The organism is Streptomyces sp. AF1A (assembly GCF_047340315.1).
Classification (GTDB): domain Bacteria; phylum Actinomycetota; class Actinomycetes; order Streptomycetales; family Streptomycetaceae; genus Streptomyces.
The window spans coordinates 18,506-39,532 of sequence record NZ_JBLEBI010000020.1 but is presented as its reverse complement, the minus strand read 5'-3'; the positions used below and the strand labels follow the sequence as shown (position 1 = coordinate 39,532).

Below are 21,027 nucleotides of genomic sequence, written 5' to 3'. Positions count from 1 at the left end.
CGATCATCCTTTCCCGGCCGGTGCGCGGCCCGCGAGCGACTGCTCCACCCACCGCCGCAAGGCAGGGGCGGGTGCGGCACCCGACTGCCGGGCGATGGTCTGGCCTTTGTCGAGGACCAGCAGCGTCGGTACCGCCTGGACCGCGAACCGCCGGGCCAGGCCCGGATTCTCGTCGATGTCGACCTTGACCAGCTTGATCTTTCCCGCGAGATCGGCGGCGACCTTCTCCAGCGCGGGGCTCACCATGCGGCACGGGCCGCACCAGGTGGCCCACAGGTCGACCACGACGGGCACAGTGGCCTGCTCGACGACGTCGGCGAAGTCGTCGTCGCCCGCGTCCGCGACCCAGGGCAGAGGCTGCTTGCAGTTGCCGCACCTGGGGCGGCCGTCGGCGGCCGCCGGCACCCGGTTGGTGCGCCCGCAGTGCGGGCAGGTGACGTTGCCGGCGCGCGCGGTGCTCATGCCGCCCTCGGTCCCGTCACGTCCTCGGGCTGGTCGTAGGTGACCACCAGTTCTCCGTGCTCGGCGTCGACGCGCACCTTCGCGCCGTCCTGGACGTCGCCGCGCAACAGGGACCGTCCGACGAGGGTTTCGACCTCGTGGGAGATGTAGCGGCGCAGCGGGCGGGCCCCGTACACCGGGTCGTACCCCTGATGAGCGATCACCTGCCGGGCGGCGTCGGTGAGTTCGACGGTGATACGGCGTTCGGCCAGGCGACGGCGCAGTTCGTCGAACTGCAGCTCCACGATGCGCTCGATCTGACGCTCACCGAGCGGCTTGAACAGCACGATGTCGTCGACGCGGTTCAGGAATTCGGGGCGGAAGTGCCCGCGCAGCTCGCCCATCACCAGGGCGCGGGCGTCCGGCTTGATCTCACCCTCGGCGGTGGCGCCGTCGAGGAGGTGCTCGGAGCCGATGTTGGACGTCATGATGATCACGGTGTTGCGGAAGTCGACCGTGCGGCCCTGGGCATCGGTGATGCGGCCGTCGTCGAGGATCTGCAGCAGGGTGTTGAAGACATCGGTGTGCGCCTTCTCGATCTCGTCGAACAGCACGACCGAGTACGGCTTGCGGCGTACGGCCTCGGTGAGCTGGCCGCCTTCCTCGTAGCCGACGTATCCGGGCGGTGCGCCCATGAGCCGGCTGACGGTGTGGCGCTCCTGGTACTCGCTCATGTCGAGGCGGACCATGTTCTCCTCGGAGTCGAACAGGGCCCGGGCGAGGGTCTTGGCCAGCTCGGTCTTCCCGACGCCGGTGGGGCCGAGGAAGATGAACGAGCCGATGGGGCGGCGTGGGTCGCGGATGCCGGAGCGGGCGCGGATGATGGCGTCGGCGACGAGCTTGACGGCCTCGTCCTGGCCGATGACCCGCTCGCGCAGGATCTCGTCGAGGCGCAGCAGTTTCTCGCGTTCGCCCTCCTGGAGACGGGCGACGGGGATGCCGGTCCAGGCGGCGACGATCTCGGCGATCTCCTCCTCGGTGACGACCTCCCGCAGCAGCGGGTTCTGTCCTTGTTTGGCGGCCAGTTGCTCCTCCTCCGCGGCGAGCCGGCGCTCCAGGTCCTGAAGACGGCCGTAGCGCAGTTCGGCGGCTCGGTTGAGGTCGTAGGCGCGTTCGGCCTCCTCCGCTTCGTGGCGCACCTGCTCCAGTTCCTGGCGCAGTTCCTGCACGCGGCGGATGGCCTGCCGTTCGGCCTCCCACTGGGCGTGTTTGGCGTCGGCCTCGCCGCGCAGGTCGGTCAGCTCCCTGCGCAGTTCCTCCAGTCGGGCCTTGCTGGCGGGGTCGGTCTCCTTGGACAGGGCCGCCTCCTCGATCTCCAGGCGGGTGACGCGGCGGGTGATCTCGTCGAGTTCGGCGGGCATCGAGTCGATCTCGGTGCGCAGCCGGGCGCACGCCTCGTCGACGAGGTCGATGGCCTTGTCGGGCAGGAACCGGTCGGTGATGTAGCGGTGGCTGAGGGTGGCCGCGGAGACCAGCGCGGTGTCCTGGATCTTCACGCCGTGGAAGACCTCCAGGCGTTCGCGCAGTCCGCGCAGGATGGAGATGGTGTCCTCCACGCTCGGCTCGTCCACCAGGACCTGCTGGAAGCGGCGTTCGAGAGCGGCGTCCTTCTCGATGTGCTTGCGGTACTCGTCGAGGGTGGTGGCGCCGATCATGTGGAGTTCGCCGCGGGCGAGCATCGGCTTGAGCATGTTGCCCGCGTCCATGGCCCCTTCGGCGGCGCCCGCGCCGACGACGGTGTGCAGTTCGTCGATGAAGAGCAGGATGCGTCCTTGGGCGGCCTTGACCTCGCTGAGCACGGCCTTGAGGCGTTCCTCGAACTCACCGCGGTACTTGGCGCCGGCGACCAGGGAGCCCATGTCGAGGGCGAACACCGTCTTGTCGCGGAGTCCTTCGGGTACGTCGCCGCGGACGATGCGCTGGGCGAGGCCCTCGACGATGGCGGTCTTGCCGACGCCGGGGTCGCCGATGAGGACGGGGTTGTTCTTCGTCTTGCGGCTGAGGATCTGGGTGACGCGGCGGATCTCGGTGTCCCGGCCGATGACCGGGTCGAGCCTGCCGGACCTGGCCTCGAGGACGAGATCGCGGCCGTACTTCTCCAGGGCCTCGTAGGCCACTTCGGGGTTGGCGGAGGTGACGCGCTGGTTGCCGCGTACCTGGGTGAGCGCGCTCAGGAACGAGTCCCTGGTGATGCCGGCCTGTTTGAGCAGCCGCCCGGCGGCGGTCGAGGAGCCCTCCTCGGCCAGGGCGAGCACAAGGTGCTCCACGGACACGTACTCGTCCTTGAGGCGTTTGGCCTCCCGTTCGGCGGCATCGAGCAGACGGGCGAGGCGCTGGGTGACGAAGACCTGGCCGGGTGCCGCGCCGGGGCCGGTGACCTTCGGACGGCGGGAGAGTTCCTCGCGCACGGCGGCGCGCAGCTCCTTCGGCTCGGTGCCGGCCTGCTGCAGCAACCGCGGGATCAGACCGTCCTCCTGATCGAGAAGGGCGAGCAGCAGGTGTTCCCCGTCGACCTCGGTGTGCCCCATGCGGACGGCGGCGGTCTGGGCCTCCTGCAGGGCTTCCTGGGACTTCTGGGTGAGACTGTTCATGTCCATGGGGGTGTTTCACTCCTCGTGCCGGCGCGGCGCAGGGCGGCTTCGAGCAAGCTGATGCGGTCCAGCAGGTCCAGCACCAGGCCGATGGATGCGTAGTTGAGGCAGAGTCCGGAGCGCAGCCGCTGGATGCGGGCGAGGACTGTCGGGGCCGTCGGGTCGAACACCAGGTGCCCCGCGGCGTCGCGCTCGGCGTCGACCAGGCCGAGGGCGACGAACCGGCGGACCAGATCGGGGTGGAGGCCCGAGCGACGGGCCACGGCGTCCAGCGAGAGCCTGGGGACAGGCACGAGCGCGTACCGGACAGCCGTCGAGGCGGTGAGGTCGGCGCCCGTCCGCACCGGACGGTTGCCCACGCCGGCCCGGCCGATGCCGGCCGCTCCCGCGGGTCGGTCGTTCATCGCGTCCTCCTGGGGTCGAACGAGGAGGTGGCGGCGAGCTCCTCGAACAGTTCGCGCTCCCGGTCGCCGAGGGTGGGCGGCACCACGACACGGAGTTCGGCGTACAGATCGCCGTTCGCGCCTCGCGGGTTCGGCATGCCCTCGCCGCGCAGCCGCAGCCGTCGGCCGCTGGACGAGCCCGCGGGCACCGTGACCTTGGCCGTGCCGCCGCCGGGGGTGGGCACCGGCACGGTCGCACCCAGGGCCGCCTCCCAGGGGGCGACCGGGACCTCTACATGCACGTCGCGGCCGTCCAGCCGGAACCGGGGGTGGGGCTGGATGCGCACCCGCAGGTACAGGTCGCCCGCGGGGGCGTCACCACTGCCCCGGGCGCCCTGCCCCGCCAGCCGGATGCGCTGCCCGTCGACGACACCCCGCGGCACGTCGACCTCGTACCGCCGAGGCTGCCCCGTGGGACCGGCGAGTGTGACGGTGCGACGGCCGCCTCGGTACGCCTCCTCGACGGTGAGCGGCAGTTCGGCCTCCTGGTCGGCTCCGGGGACGCCGCCTCGGGCGGCGCCGGCTCCGAACAGGGAGCCGAACAGGTCCTCGATGTCGATGCCCTCCGCTCCGAAGTCGCCACCGAAGCCGGTGGTGTACCGAACACGGGGGCCGCCCGCGCCCGCGGTCCTGCGAGCGCGGAAGCCGCCGCCCGCTCCGGCCGCGACCCGTTCGTCGAAGTCCTCGGGGATCTTGCGGAAGTCCTCGCCGAAGCGGTCGTAACGGGCCCGGGTCTTCGGGTCGGACAGGACGCTGTACGCCTCGTTGATGTCCTTGAAGCGTTCCTCCGCCCCGGGATCCTTGTTGACGTCGGGGTGGTACTTGCGGGCGAGTTTGCGATAGGCCTGCTGGATCTCGTCCTGGCTCGCGGTCCGCGACACGCCCAGCACCTCGTAGAAGTCCCGTGCCATGACCGGTCACTCCCGCTTCGCGACCGTCACGGCGGCGGGCCTGAGCTGCCGTTCACCGTCACCGTAGCCGGAGCGCAGCACCTCGACGACGGTTCCCGGTGGGGCGTCGGGGTCCTGGACGACGCCGACCACCTCGTGCCGGGCCGGGTCGAAGGCGACGCCGGTCTCCGCGTGCCGCGGGTAGCCGAGCCGTTCGAGGACGTTCACCGCCTGGTCGCGGACCGCCCGGACGCCCTCCACGATCGCACCCGGATCGGCGCCGGCATGGGTCAGGGCGAGTTCGAGATTGTCCAGGACGGGCAGGAAGGCGGCCGCCGTGCGGGAACGCTCGGCCGCCCGCTCCCGCTCCAGTTCCCTGGCGTGGCGCTTGCGCAGGTTGTCGAGGTCGGCGAGCGCGCGCCGCCAGCGGTCCTCCAGTTCCTGGATCGCGGTCGTGTACTCGTCCTCGGCCGGCGTGGGGCCGGCGGCGTCGGGTCCCGGTTCGTCGTTCGCCTCTTCCGGCCGGGGCGACGGACCCGGTTGCGGCAGATCCCGACGAGGAGGGCGTACGGCGCCTTCCGGGACGGGTTCGACCGGCTCCGGCGCGGCCCGGTCGGGTTCCTGGGGACGGCTGGGCATGGCGCGCCTCAGTCCTTGTCGAACTCGGCGTCGATGACGTCGTCGTCACCGCCGCCCGGACCACCGCTCGCGCCGCCCCCGGTGGTGTCCTGGCCGGGACCGCCTGCGGCAGCGGCGCCCTGATGGGCCGCCAGCCCGGCGAGCATCTGCTGGAGTTCGGAGGTCAGCGGCCGCACGCGCTCCACACCTGCCTCATCCTTGACCGCCGCCCGGGCGTCGGACACGAGCATCTCAGCGCGTGCCTTCTCGTGCGCGGGCGCCGCGTCGCCCAGTTCGGTGAGGCGCTTCTCGACCTGGTAGGCGACGGCGTCGAGCTCGTTGCGGGCGTCGACGGCCTCGCGGAGTGCCTGGTCCTGGCCCCGGTTGCGCTCGGCCTCCTGGACCATGCGTTCGACCTCACTGCGGTCCAGGTTGGAGCTCTCGCTGATGGTGATGCCCTGTTCCTTGCCGGTGTCCCGGTCACGTGCCTTGACGTCGAGGATGCCGTTGGCGTCGATGTCGAAGGTGACCTCGATCTGCGGTTCGCCCCGCGGCGCCGGGCGGATGTCGGTGAGCTGGAACCGGCCGAGCACCCGGTTGTCGGCGGCCCGTTCGCGCTCGCCCTGGAGGACGACGATGTCGACGGCGGGCTGGTTGTCCTCGGCGGTGGAGAAGGTTTCGGTGCGACGGACGGGGATGGTGGTGTTCCGCTCGATGATCTTCGTCATCACGCCCCCGCGTGTCTCGACACCCAGTGACAGGGGTGTGACGTCGAGGAGCAGGACGTCCTTGACCTCGCCCTTGAGCACCCCGGCCTGGATCGCGGCGCCCAGGGCGACGACCTCGTCGGGGTTGACGCTCATGTTGGGTTCCTTGCCGCCGGTCAGCCGGCGCACGAGGGCCTGGACCGCCGGGACACGGGTGGAACCGCCGACGAGGATGACCTCGTCGATGTCGCTCTCGCCGACCTTGGCGTCGGCCATGGCCTGCTGGACCGGTCCCAGGCACCGCTCCACCAAGTCGCCGGTGATCTGCTCGAACGTGGACCGCATGATCGAGTCGGTGAGATGCTTGGGGCCCGAGGCGTCGGCGGTGATGAACGGCAGGCTCACCTGCGTCTGCGTCACCGAACTCAGCTCGGTCTTGGCCTTCTCCGCCGCCTCGAAGAGGCGTTGCAGCGCCTGCGGGTCCTTGCGCAGGTCGATGCCGTTCTCCTTCTGGAAGTCGTCCGCGAGGTAATCCACCAGACGCCGGTCGAAGTCGTCGCCGCCCAGGTGGCTGTCACCGGCGGTGGAGCGCACCTCCACCACGCCGTCGCCGACGTCGAGGATGCTCACGTCGAAGGTGCCGCCGCCCAGATCGAAGACGAGGACGGTCTCGTGATGCTTCTTGTCCAAGCCGTACGCGAGAGCCGCCGCGGTCGGCTCGTTGATGATCCGCAGCACCTCCAGTCCCGCGATCCGTCCGGCGTCCTTGGTGGCGGTGCGCTGAGCGTCGTTGAAGTAGGCGGGCACCGTGATGACCGCCTCCGTGACCCGCTCCCCCAGCTGCTTGGAAGCGTCGTCGGCGAGTTTCCGCAGTACCTGGGCGCTGATCTCCTCGGGCGCGTACAGCTTGTCGCGCACCTTGAAGCGGGCCGCCCCGCCGTCGCCCTCGACGACGTCGTACGCCACCGCCCTGGCCTCGTCGGAGATCTCGTCGAAGTGCCGGCCGATGAACCGCTTGGCCGAGTAGATGGTGCCCTTCGGGTTGAGGATCGCCTGGCGCCGGGCCAGCTGGCCCACCAGGCGCTCGCCGGTATCGGTGAAGGCCACCACGGACGGTGTCGTGCGGTTGCCCTCGCTGTTGGGCACGACGGACGGCTCGCCGCCCTCCCATACGGCGATCACCGAGTTGGTGGTGCCCAGGTCGATGCCCACTGCCTTCGCCATGAGGAACTCCTCCCGGTCCGGCGCCTGCGCCGACTCTCCGGATCGTGTTCGTTCAGGTACGGGCTGGAACCTCCGCCGGTGGTCCGCAGCCCGCCGATCAGCCCTACAGCCTCGTCGGTGACCACCTCGTCCACCACGACCTCGTACCGGCCCGGCCCATCAAGCGGAGCGAGGCGAAGTACCGCGGACCCGCCGCTCAGGGCCGGCAGCAGCGTGCCGAACAGCGCGCCGCCGACCACTCCGAAGATCAGCCCGCACAGGGCTGGGGCGGGGCGGAGAGGACGGGGTCGTGCCAGTCCCCTTCCTGCCGGCGCTCACGGAGGGTTTCGAACACCTCCCAGGGTGGCGAGCCGAGTGGCTCCACGCCTGCGCCTGGCGAGTCAGAAATGCACGGGCCCGGTCCCCCCACGAGTACAAAGGGAGTCATTCGCGCATATCGGATAGGCCGGCCCGTGAGCGGGTACGCGAAGCACCGCTCCTCCCTGTGGATTCGGAGAGAACGGAGTGATCCCATGGCCGGCATCCGGGCGCACAACCCGCACCGCCAGCGCGCCGACTGGGCGAGCAGCCTTCCGCGGCCCTGCGGTTCTGCCCGGAAAGAGCCTCGCCCACCCGCTCCGACCCCAGCCGACCCTGCCCCCCCAGAACTGATGGCACTCTCCTGCGCTCTGTTCGACACCCCGGACGAAGACGAGATCCTGCGCTTGGCCATGGACCACGTGGCCGCCGCGGGGCCGTACAGCGCCGAGGCCGGATACCTCGAGGGAGACGGCGGCCTGGTCCCCAGCCCGTGGAACGGAGAGCTCCATGCCCCGGCCGTGGACTGCAGGGTGCGGGAGCTGGCCGGGCAAGACGGCCCTGTGACCGTACCCGGCCGGCCCTGGGGCCGGGCCCTGGGGCTCCGCGGACTGGAGAGGCTCCACGGCTACCTCGTGGTGACCTCCCGCTCCCGGCCCACCGAAGCCGAGTACTCCCTGCTCGTCACGCTCGTCCGGTACACCGCCGCCGCACTGTCGGTCGCCTTCGCACACCGCCGCCAACGTGAGGACGCGCAGGAACTGCACCGGCTGAGGGAGGAACGCACAACACTCCAGCGACAGCTGATCCGCGTCGCGGCTCAGCTGGAGTACCAGCGGGCCGTTCACGCGCTCATGACCGACGTCGCTGCCTCGGGCGGCGGCGAGGAAGCCGTCACCCGCGCACTGCACGGGCTCACCGGACTCCCCGCGCTGGTCGAGGACCGCTTCGGTCGTCTGAGGTCCTGGACCGGGCCCGGCCGCCCAGACCCCTATCCGGAGCCGGACCCCGTGCGTCAGGGCGAAATGCTGCACGCCGTCGCCCGAGAGGCCGGGCCGGTGCGGATAAAGGACCGGCTGATCACCCTGGTCCGCCCGCACGGCGAGATCCTGGGCGTGCTGGCCCTGGTCGATGCCCGGGACGAGGCCGACGAGCACACCGTGCTCGCCCTCGAACTCGCCGCCACGTCGCTCGCCCTCGAACTGGCGCACCTGCGCAATCTGGCCGAGGTGGAGCTGAGGCTGCACCGCGAGCTGGTCGACGACCTCCTGGCAGGGACTGACGAAGCGAGCGCCTACGCCCGGTCCGAGGCAGTCGGACACGACCTGCACCGCAGCCACTACGTCATTGTGGTGCAGTGGTCGAACCGGACTGCGGACGACTCCTTCACGCAGACCGTGGGCCGGGCGGCCTCTGCGGTGGGCATGCGCTCGCTGCTGACCCGACGTTCCGATCACGTCGTCCTTGTCGCCGACGGCAGGCCGCACGGCCGCGCGCTGCACGAGGCGCTCGCTCGGGAGACCGGGACACGGTCGGGGACGATCGGTGTGAGCGCCCGTTGCGACTCCCCGCACGAGATCCCGCACCGCTACCAGGAGGCGCAGCGCGCCCTGGAAGTGCGCCGCCACTCCCGCGAGCGCTACGGCACGACGTTCTTCGACGAGCTGGGCCTCTACCGCATCCTGGGGCCTGGGAACGATTACCGGGAACTGGAGACGTTCGTCCACGAGTGGCTCGGGCAGCTCATCGACTACGACTCCCGGCACCACACGGCCATGGTGGAGACCCTGTCCCGGTACTTCGACTGCGGCGGCAACTACGACGAGACCGCCGAATCCCTGGCGATCCACCGCAGCACCCTACGCTACCGACTTCAGCGCATCCGTGACATCAGCGGCAACGACCTCGCGAACGTCGAGGACCGGCTGAACCTCCAGGTGGCGACCCGAGTGTGGAAAATCGTGATGGGCGGACACGGCTGACCCGACGGCCGCTGGGCGATCTCTGCCGTGACCCGCCGCCGTAGAACCCCAGCCGGAGCATCGCGGCCGGGTTTCGTCGTCTCACGATGTTGGCCGCGCTCGCCGGGATGCGGCACTGTGAGTTGGGCAGGTGGTCGCCGGATGCCGTCAGCCGCCCCAGGAGACCGCTCCCGGGCTGTTCCGCCACCGGCTCACGGGCGGGCTCATCAGGGGCCGGCCCCTGGGTGGCGTCCGGGGTCCGAGCGTCTTCCCCGGCTCACTCGGCACGGGGGCGGACCAGGCCGTGATCGTAGGCGAAGATAACCGCCTGAACACGGTCGCGGGCACCGATCTTGGACAGAACGTGGCCGACATGTGTCTTCACCGTGGACTCCGACAGGACGAATCGGCCGGCGATCTCACTGTTGCTCCAGCCCTTGCCGATGGCGACGAGGATCTCGCGCTCTCGGTCGGTGAGAGAGCCCAGCCTCAGGTCCTCCGCGGAGCCGTCACCGCCCGGCGGCACGAGCCGGGCGAACTCGTGGAGGAGGCGGCGGGTGAGTGCGGGGGCGATCACTGCATCCCCGACGGCGACCGCGCGGATGCCTGCCAGGAGTTCCTCGGGGCGTGCGTCCTTGAGGAGGAAGCCGCTGGCTCCGGCGCGCAGGGCCGCGTAGACGTACTCGTCGAGGTCGAAGGTGGTCAGGATGAGGACGCGGGAGCGGTCACCGGTGGCGACGATCCGGCGGGTGGCCTCGATGCCGTCCATGCCGGGCATGCGCACGTCCATGAGGACGACGTCGGGGCGCAGTTCGGCGGCCTTGCGCACGGCTTCGGCTCCGTGCGCGGCCTCGCCGACCACCTCCGTCTCGGACACGGAGTCCAGCAGCATGCGGAAGCCGTACCGCTGCAGCGGCTGGTCATCCACGATGAGCACCGTGGTCACCCGGCAGCACCGCCCCGGGGCGCGAGGTCGAGGGTGGCGCGCACCGTCCAGCCCGGGCCGGCGGGACCGGCGCTGACGTGCCCTCCGTAGAGTGCCGCTCGTTCTCGCATGCCCACCAGGCCGTGTCCCTCCTCGTTCGCCGGGCCAGGACGGCCGGCCGGTGCGGGTGGCCCGGAGTCCTGGACGGTGATGGTCAACCGTGCGTCCTCGACGACGACGGCCAGGTTCGCACGGGTGCCCGCGCCGGCGTGTTTGAGGGTGTTCGTCAGGGCCTCCTGCACGATGCGGTAGACCGTGAGCTGCACCCCGCTGTCGAGGGCGTCGACATCACCGGCCGTACGGTAGACGACCTCCAGGCCGGCGGCGCGCACACCGTCGCACAGCGTGTCGATGTCCGTGAGGCCGGGCTGCGGGCTCAGTTCGGGCTCGGTCGGCGGGCCGTCCGCCTCGCGCAGCACACCGAGTACCCGGCGCAGTTCGCCCAGAGCCTGGCGACCCGTGTCGCCGATGAGGTGCAGGGCTTCCCTTCCTCGCTCCGGGGCGGCGGCCGTGGCGTAGGCGCCCGCGTCGGCGAGGGTGATGATGACGGACAGGTTGTGGCCGACGATGTCGTGCATCTCGCGGGCCACCCGCGTCCGCTCGGCCGCGACGGCCAGCTTGCCGCGCTGGTCGCGTTCGATCTCCAGTCGGGCCGCCCGGTCGCGCAGCCCGGCCAGCTGGGCCCGCCGGATGCGGATCACCAGGCCCAGGGCGAGGGCCGCGGTCGCGGTGCTGAGCAGGAAGAACAGCGCGTCCCACACCGACATCGCCGCCGATACCCTCGCCGCAACCAGCGCGAGTGCCCCTGCTGTCGCCGCGCAGGCCCACGGCAGCTGCCGTAGCCGTCCGTGCAGGGTCAGGCTGTACAGGGCGACGAAGAGGGCGACGTCCGCCCGGAGCGCGGCGCCGAACGACCACTGGAGAACGAACACGGCCGTGACGGCGCCGAAGGCGACGGCGGGCGCCCGGCGTCGCCACAGCAGCGGCAGTACCAGCCCGGCCTGCAGGGCCAGCATCCCCACCACGGGCAACCGGGTGAACGCCACCCGGAAGCGGCTCGGGCCGTCACCGTCTCCGTCCCCGCCGAGCACACCGACCGCGTGCAGCACGTCCGGCAGGCAGAAGAGCAGGAAGACCAGGACCACCACCGCGGTGTCCAGGACCCACGGTCGGGCCCGGTCGGCATGCCGGAGCCGCTGGCCGGCCCGGCCGAGCCGGGCGACCAGCGGCCCCATCCCGCTGAGGTCTTCAGTGGTCACGGAGGTCACCACACCATCATGCGCAGCCGGTGATCAGACGTCGCTGCGCACCAGCCGGTACGCCGCTCCGGCCAGCGCCAGGACCGTCCAGCCGAGGAAGACCAGCAGCCCGGCGCCCGGTGACAGGGTGGTGGAGTCGTGAGTCAGTGCGAAGATCGACTCGCCGGCGTGGCTCGGCAGGTAGGGGTCGATGTCTCCCTGCCACGAGCTGGGCAGCAGAGAGACGAGCCCGGGTACGAGCATGAGGGCGGCGACGAGCACTGAGATGCCAGCGGCCACCGAGCGCAGCAGCGCGCCCAGGGCGGTGCCGATCACGCCGACCAGGCCCAGGTAGAGTCCGGCACCCAGCAGACTCCGTACGACACCGGAGTGACCGAGGCCCATGGCAGCGGGCGTGCCGGACACTATCCGGCTGCCGACGAGGAACGCGACGAACGCGCCGGCGGTCGCGACCACCAGCGCGACCAGGCCGTACACCGCGGCCTTGGACCACAGCACCGGCAGTCGGCGTGGTACGGCCGCAACGGTCGAGCGGATCATGCCGGTGGAGTACTCGGCCGCCGTGACCAGCACGCCGAGCACGCCGAGGGCGAGCTGGGCGAAGTTCGTGCCGAAGAGGGACAGGCTCGCGGCGGTCGCGGTGGCGAAGTCGCGGTCCATGTGCCGGCCGGAGTCGAGATTGGACTTGTAGTGGCTCGCGGCGATGATGCCGAAGGCGACGAGGAACAGCAGGCCCAGGCCGAGGGTGATCCAGGTGGAGCGCAGGGACCATAGCTTGGCCCACTCGGAGGCCAGCACGCGTCGGCCGGTCACCCGGTAGACGGGCCGGGCCTGGACGGCCGGCGCGGTCCCGGGGGTCTCGGGAGTTGCCGTGAGGGTGCTCATGCCGCGCTCCCGGAGGTCTCGATGCCGGTCGTCCCGTGGTACTCCACGGCGTCCCTCGTCAGTTCCATGAACGCCTCCTCCAGCGACACCGCCTTCGTGGTCAGCTCGAACAGGGGGATCCCGTGCTTGGCCGCCCGCAACCCGATCTCGCGGGCGGACAGCCCGGTGACCTGTAGTTCCTCGGAGCCGATGCGGCCGGTGATCTCCACGTCCGGCCCGGCCAGCACGTCCCTCAGCTGCGCGGGGTCATCCGTGGCGACCTTTACGGTGTCGCCGCCCGCCTCGCGCACCAGGTCCTGCACGGTCGTGTCGGCCAGCAGCCGTCCCCGGCCGACGATGATCAGGTGGTCCGCGACCAGGGACACCTCGCTCATCAGGTGCGAGGAGACGAACACCGTGCGCCCCTCGGCCGCGAGGGTGGTGAGCAGGTTCCGGATCCAGAGGACGCCCTCGGGGTCCAGTCCGTTGACGGGCTCGTCGAGCATCACCGTCTGCGGGTCGCCGAGCAGGGCTGCCGCGATGCCGAGCCGCTGCCCCATGCCGAGGGAGAAGGCACCGGCCCGCTTCTTCGCGACGCTGCCGAGACCGGCGAGTTCGATGACCTCGTCGACCCTGCGGCGGGGGATGCCGTGGGTCAGCGCGAGCGCACGGAGGTGGTTGCAGGCCGAGCGGCCCGGGTGGATCGACTTCGCCTCCAGCAGCGCCCCGACCTCCTGCAACGGCGCCTGGTGGCGGGCGTAACGGTGTCCGTTCACCATGACGGAACCGCTCGTCGGAGCGTCCAGTCCTACGATCATGCGCATCGTCGTGGACTTGCCCGCACCGTTGGGCCCCAGGAAGCCGGTCACCGTGCCGGGCTTCACGGTGAAGTCCAGCCCGTCGACGGCGGTCTTCTCCCCGTACCTCTTGGTGAGCTGCTGTGCCTCGATCATCGGTGTTCTCTCTTCTCGGACTCCGGCGCCCGCAACGCCCGGCGCCCCGTGACTCACGCTAAGCCCGCGATCTGCCGGATCCGGTGGTACCCGGGCGTGATCAGTGACTGCCGCGTAGTACCGCGGTACTAGACCTACCGGCCAAGTCCGGCTGGCCGGGTCGCGGAAGTGCCGAGGACCGGGTGCTGCAGGCCCTTCCTCCGCGCACTGCCCGTGTGCGTCGTCGGCCGACCCGGCACGGGCGAGGCGTGGCGGCTCCCCGCGGCCTTACGGATCTCACCAACAACCAAGGCTCTGACCAGGGAGAATGGAGAACGCTCGCTGGAGTACCTAGGGTCAGCGCGTGGCTTTTATTGTGGTGTGCGAAGACGACGCGGCGGTCCGCGACGTCCTCAAGCGCGCGCTCGAGCACGACGGCCATACGGTCGCGGTCGCTTCTACGGCGGACAGCCTGCTGCGGAACCTTGATCCGGTCCCTCACCTGGTCGTCCTGGATCTGGGGCTCCCGGACGCTGATGGCCGCGATGTCTGCGTGGCGTTGCGGGCACGCGGCATTGATACGCCGGTGCTGATGCTCACCGCCCTGGACGGCATGCATCACAAGGTGGGGGGCTTCGAGGCGGGAGCCGACGACTACATGACGAAGCCGTTCGACGTCCCGGAGTTGCTGGTGAGGGTCCGAGCCCTGCTGCGCAGAACAACCGCGACGACTCCGCCGAGGGGCGTCGTTCTCGATCCGGCGAAACACGTCGTGATCCACGGTTCGGCAAGCGAGAGCCTGACGCCGACCGAGTTCCGGTTGCTGGGCAGGCTCATCGCTTCGCAGGGCGACGCTGTACGCCGCCACGCCCTCGTCGCTGCCGGCTGGCCGCATGGCGCGCAGGTCAGCGACAACACCCTTGACTCCTTCGTTCGCCGGCTGCGGACCAAACTCGGTGCGCTGGGCGTGGCCGATCGCCTGGCGACGGTCCGTGGGGTGGGCTATCGATGGCAGTGACGGGCTTCCGCGGGAGGGTCGTCGCGCTTGCGGTTCTGATTGCGACGGCGGTGGTCGCCGTACTGGTGGTGGTCTCGCACGTGTTGCTGAGCCGGGTGACGGACGCCGACGCGAACGCTCTGGCGCATACGCGTGCAGAGGCGGTGGCGGCGAATGTCGGCGTACGCGGTGGCCGCGTCGTGCTGATCGAGAGCGGCAACGAAGCGCTGGACACGGTCTCGTGGGTGTATGCCGATGGACACCTCGTCGACGGGATCGTGCCGGGCAGCGTCCTTGACCGCGTCGAGGCACTTGCCGGCTCCGGGCAGTCCCAGACCACCACGGTCGGCAGATACCTTCTGTACGCCCGGCCGATCCGGCTCGATGGCCACCGCGTCGTGGCGGTCGTGAGGGTGGATCTGACGCCGTACGAGACGTCGGAGCAGCGCAGCCTGGCGATGTCGCTCATCTTGGGTGGCATCACGATCCTGCTCGCAGGCATCGTCGGATACCTCGTGGTGGGTCGTGCGTTGCGGGTGGTTCACGACATGGCCGCTCTTGCCGACGACTGGGGCGACCACGAACCCGGGCGCCGATTCAACCTCGGCGTTCCCCGCGATGAATTCGGGGAACTCGGCCGAACTCTGGATCGCCTGCTCGACCGCATTGACAAGGCGCTCGCGGACGAGCGCCGGCTCACCGATGAGATCGCCCACGAGTTGCGGACGCCCTTGACGGCCCTGCGGGGCGAGGCGCAGTTGGCGCAGCTCTCCGGTCACCAGGTGGCACCGGAGTCCGTTCTGACCGAGGTCGATCGCCTGAACACGGCGATCACGACGATTCTTGGTGCCGCCCGGACACGGATCGATGGCGGTACCCGCTGCGATCTCGGGGCGGCGGCACGGCAGGCGATCGCTGGTCGCTCCATTGAACTCGCCATCCCGGCCGACCTCGATGTCGCCGTGCCGACCGAACTCGTCGTGGCTCTGTTGGCACCTCTGCTGGAGAACGGCCTGCGGCATGCGAGGTCGCGCGTCTGGGTCACGGCGCGCATCCGGCCCCAGGGGGTCGTGATCGATGTCCTCGACGATGGTCCGGGGTTCGATCCGGCGGAGGTCGACCGGGTCTTCGAAGCGGGCGTGACCAGCGGCAAGGGGCACGGGTTGGGGCTGGCCGTGGTCAGGCGTCTCGCCGCGTCCGCGGGAGTGGCAGTCCGTGCGATCGCGGATGCTCACGGTCGCATCGAAGTGACCTTCCCCGCACCGGAAGCGATCGCCTAGTCAGGTTGTGTGCAGGTTGGCCGCGCCAACCTCGTCGCATGACAACGACGAGCGAAGCCCGCACACGCCGCCGTGGGCGGCTGATGCTGAACAAGGTTCCCGAGGTCACCATCTGGTTCTGGGTGATCAAGATCCTGTGCACGACCGTCGGTGAGAGTTTCGCCGACTGGATCAACATGAAGCTGGGCGTCGGCCTGGTGAACACCGCCTGGATCTTCACCGCGGTGTTCGTGGCGGTTCTGGGCGTCCAGCTGCGCCTCAAGCGGTACGTCCCCTTCCCGTACTGGCTGACCGTGCTCGTTGTCAGTGTCACGGGCACGCTGTACACAGACATCCTGACCGACCAGCTCAACGTACCGCTGTGGATCAGCTCCGCCGTGTTCTCGGTCCTGCTCGCCGTGGTCTTCGGCGTGTGGTGGCTGCGCGAGCGCACCCTCTCGATCCACTCGGTCACGACGCTGCCGCGTGAGTCGTTCTACTGGCTCGCTGTTCTCGTCACCTTCGCGCTCGGCACCGCAACCGGCGACTGGACCCTCGAGCTCACCGGCTGGAGCCCGGGAGTCTCGGTCATGCTGCCGCTCGGCCTCATCGCGGCGATCACACTGCTGTGGAAGTCCGGCGCGAACCCGGTGCTGTCCTTCTGGCTCGCCTACATCATGACCCGCCCGCTCGGTGCCAACATCGGCGACTGGCTCGCCTCCCCGAAGGTCGCTCAGCCGGGCGAGCCGACCGGCCTCGCGCTGGGCACCTTCACCACCAGCCTGATCTTCCTCGGCCTGATCCTGGCGACCGTCATCTACCTGACGGTGACACGCTCCGACGTGACCGAGACCTACGAGGCCACGCACACCCCGCAGGCCACCGCCAACCCGCGCAGAGAGCGCATCGGTCTGGCGGGCTTCAGCCTCCTCGCCGTCGCCACCGGGAGCCTGCTGGTCTGGGCGCACGGCCAGCCGCACGTCGGCCCGGCGCCGGAGACCGACGCCACCTCCACCGTTCACCTCGCCCCCGGCCAGGCAGTGAAGAAGTTCCCGCCCGCGAAGGTCGACGCTCTGAAGGCACTCGCCTCGACCTCACTCAAGGACGCACGGTCGGGGAACGCGACCGGGGCCCACGCCGCCGCCCAGTCGCTGCGTGATCTCTGGGATGCCGACCAGGCCTCGTTGCAGCCGCTGGACAACACCGGCTGGACGTTCATCGACGCCCAGATGGATCAGGTGCTGAAGACCTTCGGCATCGACCACCCGAACCCGCCGATGTCGCCGGCCCGGCAGGAGGCCGAACTCACCACCCTCCTCACAGACATGCGCTGACGGACCGGATCGGCGCCGGGATCACTGTCGCCGTCGGCGCGCCGCAAACCTCGGTGACAAGGCGAGGAGAGCAGTCGCCGGCCTCGACGGGCCCGCCCTTGAAGCCGGTTCGCGCCGAGCAGCGCGAACCGGCTTCAACCGTCAGACCGTGTTCACTCAGCCGCGGCGGTGGATGTTCAGGGCGAAGCCGACGCCGGCATACGGCGGGCCACATCGTCGTCAGCGCGCGGGAGCTGCGGGAGCGGCGGCCGGAGTGCCGGTGACGGTGGGGCTGGAACCGTGCTCACGCTGCGGGAAGCAGCCATGCCGCGGCACGGAGACGAGAGCACGCGACTCGTACGGGTTAGGGCCGGTGCTCCCGGCCCTCCTGACGCTCGTGACCGGCACAACAGGAACCGGGCGTGTGCTCGTGCTTCGATGGCGCGAGTGCGGTGCCGACGTGCACCGCGCACTGTGCGCTGTCCACCATGTCGTCGCTGTCGGAAGCGGCGTTGGCGAGGCTGGCGCAGCACAGGGCCAGCAGCAGCCCGCCCGCCACGAAGGGCAGACTCCGGCGCGCGGGAGGCGGGGCCAGCAGGGCCCGCACCCGCTGCGGCACCACACCGCCGGTCACGGCCATGACGACGGGAGGTGGCGCCCCGGCCGAGGCCAGGGCCGCGCGCCCGACGGCTTGGGCGACGATCTTGCGGTCACCGACACGCTCGGCGGCCTCCTCGTCGGCCCAGCGCTCCAGGAGGAAGCCGCCGGCGACGGTCAACGGCCGAAGCAGCGGGTTCAAGGCCGCCGTGAGCCGCCACACGCTCTGGAAGAGGTGGTGACGGCCGCGTAGATGCGCCCGCTCGTGCGCGAGCAGGGCCTCGCGCTCGCCGTCGCCGAGACAGCGCAGCATTCCCCGGGAGACCACGATGCGTCCCGGCGCGCCGGGCAGCGCGAAGGCCAGCGGGACGTCGTCGTCCACCACCGCCAGCTCCGTGTCCCCCGGAAAGTGGGCGCATTCCCGCCGTGCCCGCACGAGGTGGTGGACCTGCCGTACGGAAGCGACGACCAGCGAGGCGACGCCGACGACCAGCACCAGGGCGCTCACGGCCGCGACGATGCGGTACACCGGGTCCTCGGCGCGCAGCGCGGCAACGGACCACTGGCCCTCGGCGGCGACCTCAGGAACCTGAGCCACGCCGGTGAAGGCCAGCAGGGCGAGTGCCCCCGCCCAGCCGACGGCCGTCACGAGCGCCGCACAGGCCAGGGCCCAGGCGGCGGGACGCGGGGGCAGACGGCGCGATAGCCGCGGTCCCAGCACGGCGAGCACGACCGTGACGACGAACGGGACGTAGACGCTGACCAGCATCCGGCTCACCGCTTCCCGCGGGAGCGCTCACCCTCAGCGGGTGTTTCGTCGTGCCCGGACAGCAGCTGGTACAGCAGTTGCTCGTCATGCTCCGAAAGCTCCGAAACGAAGCGGGCCAGCACCGCCTCGCGGTCAGAACCCCCCTCGAGCAATGAGTGCATGTGATGGGCGGTGTGGGACGCCTCGTCGCGGGCCGGCTCGTAGGCGTATCCGCGGCCCTCGCGGTGCCGCACGAGCATCCCCTTCTCATGAAGCCGGGTCAGGATGGTCAACACGGTCGTGTAGGCCAAGTCGCCCGGCAGCCGCTCCCGCACCTGGCGGGCGGTCAGAGGTCCCTCGGCCGCCCAGAGAGCGGCCAGAACATCACCTTCGAGCTCACCGCGCGCCCGCCTGCCGGTCAGCCCCCGTGTCTGCTCGTGCCCCTGGTCCTCCACCATCCGCCTTCCTTCGTCCGCGTCGCTACAGGCTACCCGGCGGCCAACTACTACTTGTAGGAGGTATGCTCCGGAACTCAAACCTCGGACTACTACATCTCGTAGAGTTCCGTCGCTCCTTCATGTGCGGAGGAAAGCCCATGCCCCACGCCGGAAGCACGGCGTCCGAACTCGCCCACGCGGGCTCGATTCCGCAGCAGCGAGCCAGGACGCCCCACGCGGGGCGGATCGCGGTCGTCTCCGCGAGCGTCGGAGCCGGTCACGACGGCGCGGCCGCCGAACTCACCCGGCGGCTTTCGGCGGACGGCTTCAGGGTGGACCGGTTCGATCTGCTGGATCTGCTGCCGGTTCACCTGGGCCGTGCCGTGCAGGAGGGGTACCACCGGATGCTCGTCCGGGCCCCCTGGGCCTACCAGAGGATCTACTCGACCACCGAGCGCGCCGGCGGCGGTGGCCCGCTCGCCCGAGCACTGCTCCGCACGGCCGAGGCCCGGGTACTGCGTGCCCTGCCTCCGGGAACGGGAGCGGTCGTCTCCACCTATCCGGGGGCGAGCCGGGTGCTGGGCAATCTGCGCCTGAAGGGACGTCTGGGTGTTCCTGTCCTGACGTATCTGACCGATTTCTCGGTGCATCCGCTCTGGGTGGCGAACGGCGTCGACGTCCATCTGGCGGCCCATGCCATACCCGCCGGCCAGGCGCGGGCCGCAGGGGCCGGGGACGTGCGGGTGTGCGGCCCGGTCACCGATCCCCGGTTCCGGCCCTGTGACGTGGAGCAGCGCGCACGCGCGCGGAAGGCGTTCGGGCTGCCGGAGCGAGCTCCGCTCGCCCTTCTGGTCGCGGGGTCCTGGGGAGTCGGCCCGGTCCGTCAGGTGGCCCTGGAACTGCGCGACTGCCGCGCCGCCGTCCCGGTCGTCGTGTGCGGCCGGAACGAAACCCTGGCCGAGCAGCTGCGGACGGACGGGATCGAGCACGCCTTCGGCTGGGTCGACGACATGCCCGGCCTGATGCACACGGCGGACGTCCTCGTGCAGAACGCCGGCGGGCTGACCTCCCTGGAGGCGTGCGCCACGGGCCTTCCCGTCGCCAGCTACCGCTGCATACCGGGGCACGGGCTGACCAACGCGGCCGCCCTGGACGAGGCGGGCGCGGCCGTGTGGATCCGTGACCCGGCCGATCTCAAAGCGGTGCTGTGCGACCTGATCGACGGCCCGCTCGGGCAGCAACAGCGCGCGACCGGCCTCGCCCTGTTCGCTCAGGACCCGCAGGACGGTCCGGCCGCCGAGATAGCACGCGTACACCGAACGGGCGTCCAGGACGGGAACCGGAAGCCCCCGCCGCGACGGCGGCGCGCCCCGCGCCGGCTCGCCGCCACCACCGCGGTCGCGTCCGCCGTATGGGCCTGCGCCGTCGGCACGGGAATGGCGACGACGTACGACGGTCCGGGCCTCATGCACACCATCGGGCGGGGCCTCGATCTGAGCAGCTTCACTGGACACCACCCGCACGGGAGTCACCACTCGTGAACGCCACCCGGACACTGCGCTCGGCAGCCATCGCGGCCCTGCCCGCGCTCGCCGCCGTCCACGCCGCCCCCGTGATCTCCACCTTCGGCCCGCTGCGCAACCGCCTCATGCCCCGCCTGTCGGGCCAGGGCCGCCCCGACCACGTCGCCCTGACCTTCGACGACGGGCCCGATCCCCTGTCCACCCCGCACTTCCTGCGGCTGCTCACCGACCGCCGGGTGCAGGCCACGTTCTTCCTGCTCGGCAGCGAGGCGCGACGCTTCCCCGGCCTGGTCGCAGAGATCGCGGCAGCGGGCCACGAGATCGGCATCCACGGCTGGGCGCACCGCCCCCTGCTCCTGCGCGGCCCGCGCGCCACCCTGGACGACTTCACCCGGGCCCGCGATCTCGTCGCCGACCTCACCGGACGGCAGCCCAGGCTCTTCCGGCCCCCGTACGGCGTCATGTCCACCGCCGCCCATGTCGCCGCCCGCCGGCTCGGGCTCACCCCTGTGCTGTGGACCTGCTGGGGAGAGGACTGGACGGCACGCGCCACCCCGGAGTCCGTACACCGCACCGTCACGGCCGATCTGGCCGGCGGCGGCACCATCCTCCTCCACGACTCCGACTGCACCTCCGCACCCGGAGCCTGGCGCTCCGCCCTCGGCGCGCTCCCCCGGATCCTCGACACGTGCGAGGAACGGGGCTACTCGGTCGGCCCGCTGCACGACCACGGGTGGCGGCCGGCCGGAAGCGCGCCGGCGGGAACACCCCTCACGCCCGCATCGTCTGCAGTCCCGTAGACGGTCCACTTCGCCCCGCCGCCCCTTCGGCTGTCGCAGGCGTAGCGATCGCCCACCGCGCAGACCGGGCCAGAGCCCGGT

The 21,027-nt window shown here is 70.9% G+C and carries 18 protein-coding genes; 6 read left to right on the top strand and 12 right to left on the bottom strand.

Annotation, left to right across the window (positions count from 1 at the left end; translation table 11 throughout):
* Window positions 1-3: 3 nt before the first annotated feature.
* From trxA to dnaK, 6 genes are read right to left on the bottom strand one after another with little or no spacing between them, the layout of a single operon-like run.
* Window positions 4-462, bottom strand: a complete 459-nt coding sequence (gene trxA / locus ACLU3S_RS09630) for a thioredoxin (RefSeq protein WP_413951319.1) — start codon at window positions 460-462, stop codon at window positions 4-6.
* Complete coding sequence (clpB, locus tag ACLU3S_RS09625; RefSeq protein ID WP_413951318.1) at window positions 459-3,098, bottom strand: ATP-dependent chaperone ClpB; 2,640 nt, start codon at window positions 3,096-3,098, stop codon at window positions 459-461. Before clpB ends, trxA begins: the two co-directional genes overlap by 4 nt.
* Window positions 3,089-3,496 (bottom strand): chaperone modulator CbpM, encoded by a 408-nt coding sequence (locus ACLU3S_RS09620; protein WP_413951317.1) that lies wholly within the window; start codon window positions 3,494-3,496, stop codon window positions 3,089-3,091. The genes clpB and ACLU3S_RS09620 overlap by 10 nt, the downstream gene beginning before the upstream one ends.
* Window positions 3,493-4,446: a DnaJ C-terminal domain-containing protein gene (locus tag ACLU3S_RS09615; protein ID WP_413951316.1), complete on the bottom strand. Its 954-nt coding sequence runs from the start codon at window positions 4,444-4,446 to the stop codon at window positions 3,493-3,495. Before ACLU3S_RS09615 ends, ACLU3S_RS09620 begins: the two co-directional genes overlap by 4 nt.
* Window positions 4,447-4,452: 6 nt before the next feature.
* The gene (locus tag ACLU3S_RS09610) at window positions 4,453-5,064 is read right to left on the bottom strand and encodes a nucleotide exchange factor GrpE (protein ID WP_413951315.1); all 612 of its coding nucleotides are present in this window, start codon (window positions 5,062-5,064) and stop codon (window positions 4,453-4,455) included.
* A gap of 8 nt (window positions 5,065-5,072) precedes the next feature.
* Window positions 5,073-6,974: a molecular chaperone DnaK gene (gene dnaK, locus ACLU3S_RS09605; RefSeq protein WP_413951314.1), complete on the bottom strand. Its 1,902-nt coding sequence runs from the start codon at window positions 6,972-6,974 to the stop codon at window positions 5,073-5,075.
* 650 nt (window positions 6,975-7,624) lie between these two features.
* On the opposite strand from dnaK, the gene ACLU3S_RS09600 reads away from it, so the two are divergent.
* Window positions 7,625-9,253 (top strand): PucR family transcriptional regulator, encoded by a 1,629-nt coding sequence (locus ACLU3S_RS09600; RefSeq protein ID WP_413951313.1) that lies wholly within the window; start codon window positions 7,625-7,627, stop codon window positions 9,251-9,253.
* A gap of 256 nt (window positions 9,254-9,509) precedes the next feature.
* Here the strand turns inward: ACLU3S_RS09600 and ACLU3S_RS09595 are convergent, their stop codons facing one another.
* From ACLU3S_RS09595 to ACLU3S_RS09580, 4 genes are read right to left on the bottom strand one after another with little or no spacing between them, the layout of a single operon-like run.
* The gene (locus ACLU3S_RS09595) at window positions 9,510-10,178 is read right to left on the bottom strand and encodes a response regulator (protein WP_413951312.1); all 669 of its coding nucleotides are present in this window, start codon (window positions 10,176-10,178) and stop codon (window positions 9,510-9,512) included.
* On the bottom strand, window positions 10,175-11,452 hold the full coding sequence (locus ACLU3S_RS09590; RefSeq protein WP_413951349.1) for a sensor histidine kinase: 1,278 nt from the start codon (window positions 11,450-11,452) through the stop codon (window positions 10,175-10,177). The genes ACLU3S_RS09595 and ACLU3S_RS09590 overlap by 4 nt, the downstream gene beginning before the upstream one ends.
* 57 nt (window positions 11,453-11,509) lie before the next feature.
* A complete protein-coding gene (locus tag ACLU3S_RS09585) occupies window positions 11,510-12,361 on the bottom strand; it encodes an ABC transporter permease (protein ID WP_413951311.1) in 852 nt (283 codons plus the stop codon).
* The gene (locus tag ACLU3S_RS09580) at window positions 12,358-13,293 is read right to left on the bottom strand and encodes an ATP-binding cassette domain-containing protein (RefSeq protein WP_413951310.1); all 936 of its coding nucleotides are present in this window, start codon (window positions 13,291-13,293) and stop codon (window positions 12,358-12,360) included. The genes ACLU3S_RS09585 and ACLU3S_RS09580 overlap by 4 nt, the downstream gene beginning before the upstream one ends.
* 343 nt (window positions 13,294-13,636) lie before the next feature.
* On the opposite strand from ACLU3S_RS09580, the gene ACLU3S_RS09575 reads away from it, so the two are divergent.
* From ACLU3S_RS09575 to ACLU3S_RS09565, 3 genes are read left to right on the top strand one after another with little or no spacing between them, the layout of a single operon-like run.
* On the top strand, window positions 13,637-14,290 hold the full coding sequence (locus ACLU3S_RS09575; protein ID WP_413951309.1) for a response regulator transcription factor: 654 nt from the start codon (window positions 13,637-13,639) through the stop codon (window positions 14,288-14,290).
* Complete coding sequence (locus ACLU3S_RS09570) at window positions 14,281-15,549, top strand: sensor histidine kinase (RefSeq protein ID WP_413951308.1); 1,269 nt, start codon at window positions 14,281-14,283, stop codon at window positions 15,547-15,549. Before ACLU3S_RS09575 ends, ACLU3S_RS09570 begins: the two co-directional genes overlap by 10 nt.
* 38 nt (window positions 15,550-15,587) lie before the next feature.
* Window positions 15,588-16,862: a hypothetical protein gene (locus tag ACLU3S_RS09565; RefSeq protein WP_413951307.1), complete on the top strand. Its 1,275-nt coding sequence runs from the start codon at window positions 15,588-15,590 to the stop codon at window positions 16,860-16,862.
* A 343-nt stretch (window positions 16,863-17,205) separates the two neighbouring features.
* On the opposite strand, the gene ACLU3S_RS09560 is transcribed toward ACLU3S_RS09565, so the two are convergent.
* Window positions 17,206-18,207 (bottom strand): M56 family metallopeptidase, encoded by a 1,002-nt coding sequence (locus ACLU3S_RS09560; RefSeq protein ID WP_413951306.1) that lies wholly within the window; start codon window positions 18,205-18,207, stop codon window positions 17,206-17,208.
* A gap of 5 nt (window positions 18,208-18,212) precedes the next feature.
* Window positions 18,213-18,644 (bottom strand): BlaI/MecI/CopY family transcriptional regulator, encoded by a 432-nt coding sequence (locus tag ACLU3S_RS09555; protein ID WP_413951305.1) that lies wholly within the window; start codon window positions 18,642-18,644, stop codon window positions 18,213-18,215.
* Between the two features lie 137 nt (window positions 18,645-18,781).
* Between ACLU3S_RS09555 and ACLU3S_RS09550 the strand changes: the two genes are divergently transcribed.
* A complete protein-coding gene (locus ACLU3S_RS09550; protein ID WP_413951304.1) occupies window positions 18,782-20,164 on the top strand; it encodes a glycosyltransferase in 1,383 nt (460 codons plus the stop codon).
* Window positions 20,161-20,946, top strand: coding sequence for a polysaccharide deacetylase family protein (locus tag ACLU3S_RS09545; RefSeq protein WP_413951303.1), 786 nt, complete (start codon window positions 20,161-20,163; stop codon window positions 20,944-20,946). Before ACLU3S_RS09550 ends, ACLU3S_RS09545 begins: the two co-directional genes overlap by 4 nt.
* Window positions 20,947-21,027: the final 81 nt, after the last annotated feature.

Bases quoted from the DNA above. Each gene is read 5' to 3' on its own strand.
- ACLU3S_RS09620 (WP_413951317.1), bottom strand. From the start codon at position 3,496: ATGAACGACCGACCCGCGGGAGCGGCCGGCATCGGCCGGGCCGGCGTG.
- trxA (WP_413951319.1), bottom strand. From the start codon at position 462: ATGAGCACCGCGCGCGCCGGCAACGTCACCTGCCCGCACTGCGGGCGC.
- ACLU3S_RS09580 (WP_413951310.1), bottom strand. From the start codon at position 13,293: ATGATCGAGGCACAGCAGCTCACCAAGAGGTACGGGGAGAAGACCGCC.
- ACLU3S_RS09610 (WP_413951315.1), bottom strand. From the start codon at position 5,064: ATGCCCAGCCGTCCCCAGGAACCCGACCGGGCCGCGCCGGAGCCGGTC.
- ACLU3S_RS09550 (WP_413951304.1), top strand. From the start codon at position 18,782: ATGCCCCACGCCGGAAGCACGGCGTCCGAACTCGCCCACGCGGGCTCG.
- dnaK (WP_413951314.1), bottom strand. From the start codon at position 6,974: ATGGCGAAGGCAGTGGGCATCGACCTGGGCACCACCAACTCGGTGATC.
- ACLU3S_RS09615 (WP_413951316.1), bottom strand. From the start codon at position 4,446: ATGGCACGGGACTTCTACGAGGTGCTGGGCGTGTCGCGGACCGCGAGC.
- ACLU3S_RS09585 (WP_413951311.1), bottom strand. From the start codon at position 12,361: ATGAGCACCCTCACGGCAACTCCCGAGACCCCCGGGACCGCGCCGGCC.
- ACLU3S_RS09590 (WP_413951349.1), bottom strand. From the start codon at position 11,452: ATGGGGCCGCTGGTCGCCCGGCTCGGCCGGGCCGGCCAGCGGCTCCGG.
- ACLU3S_RS09570 (WP_413951308.1), top strand. From the start codon at position 14,281: ATGGCAGTGACGGGCTTCCGCGGGAGGGTCGTCGCGCTTGCGGTTCTG.
- ACLU3S_RS09600 (WP_413951313.1), top strand. From the start codon at position 7,625: ATGGCACTCTCCTGCGCTCTGTTCGACACCCCGGACGAAGACGAGATC.
- clpB (WP_413951318.1), bottom strand. From the start codon at position 3,098: ATGGACATGAACAGTCTCACCCAGAAGTCCCAGGAAGCCCTGCAGGAG.
- ACLU3S_RS09565 (WP_413951307.1), top strand. From the start codon at position 15,588: ATGACAACGACGAGCGAAGCCCGCACACGCCGCCGTGGGCGGCTGATG.
- ACLU3S_RS09555 (WP_413951305.1), bottom strand. From the start codon at position 18,644: ATGGTGGAGGACCAGGGGCACGAGCAGACACGGGGGCTGACCGGCAGG.
- ACLU3S_RS09560 (WP_413951306.1), bottom strand. From the start codon at position 18,207: ATGCTGGTCAGCGTCTACGTCCCGTTCGTCGTCACGGTCGTGCTCGCC.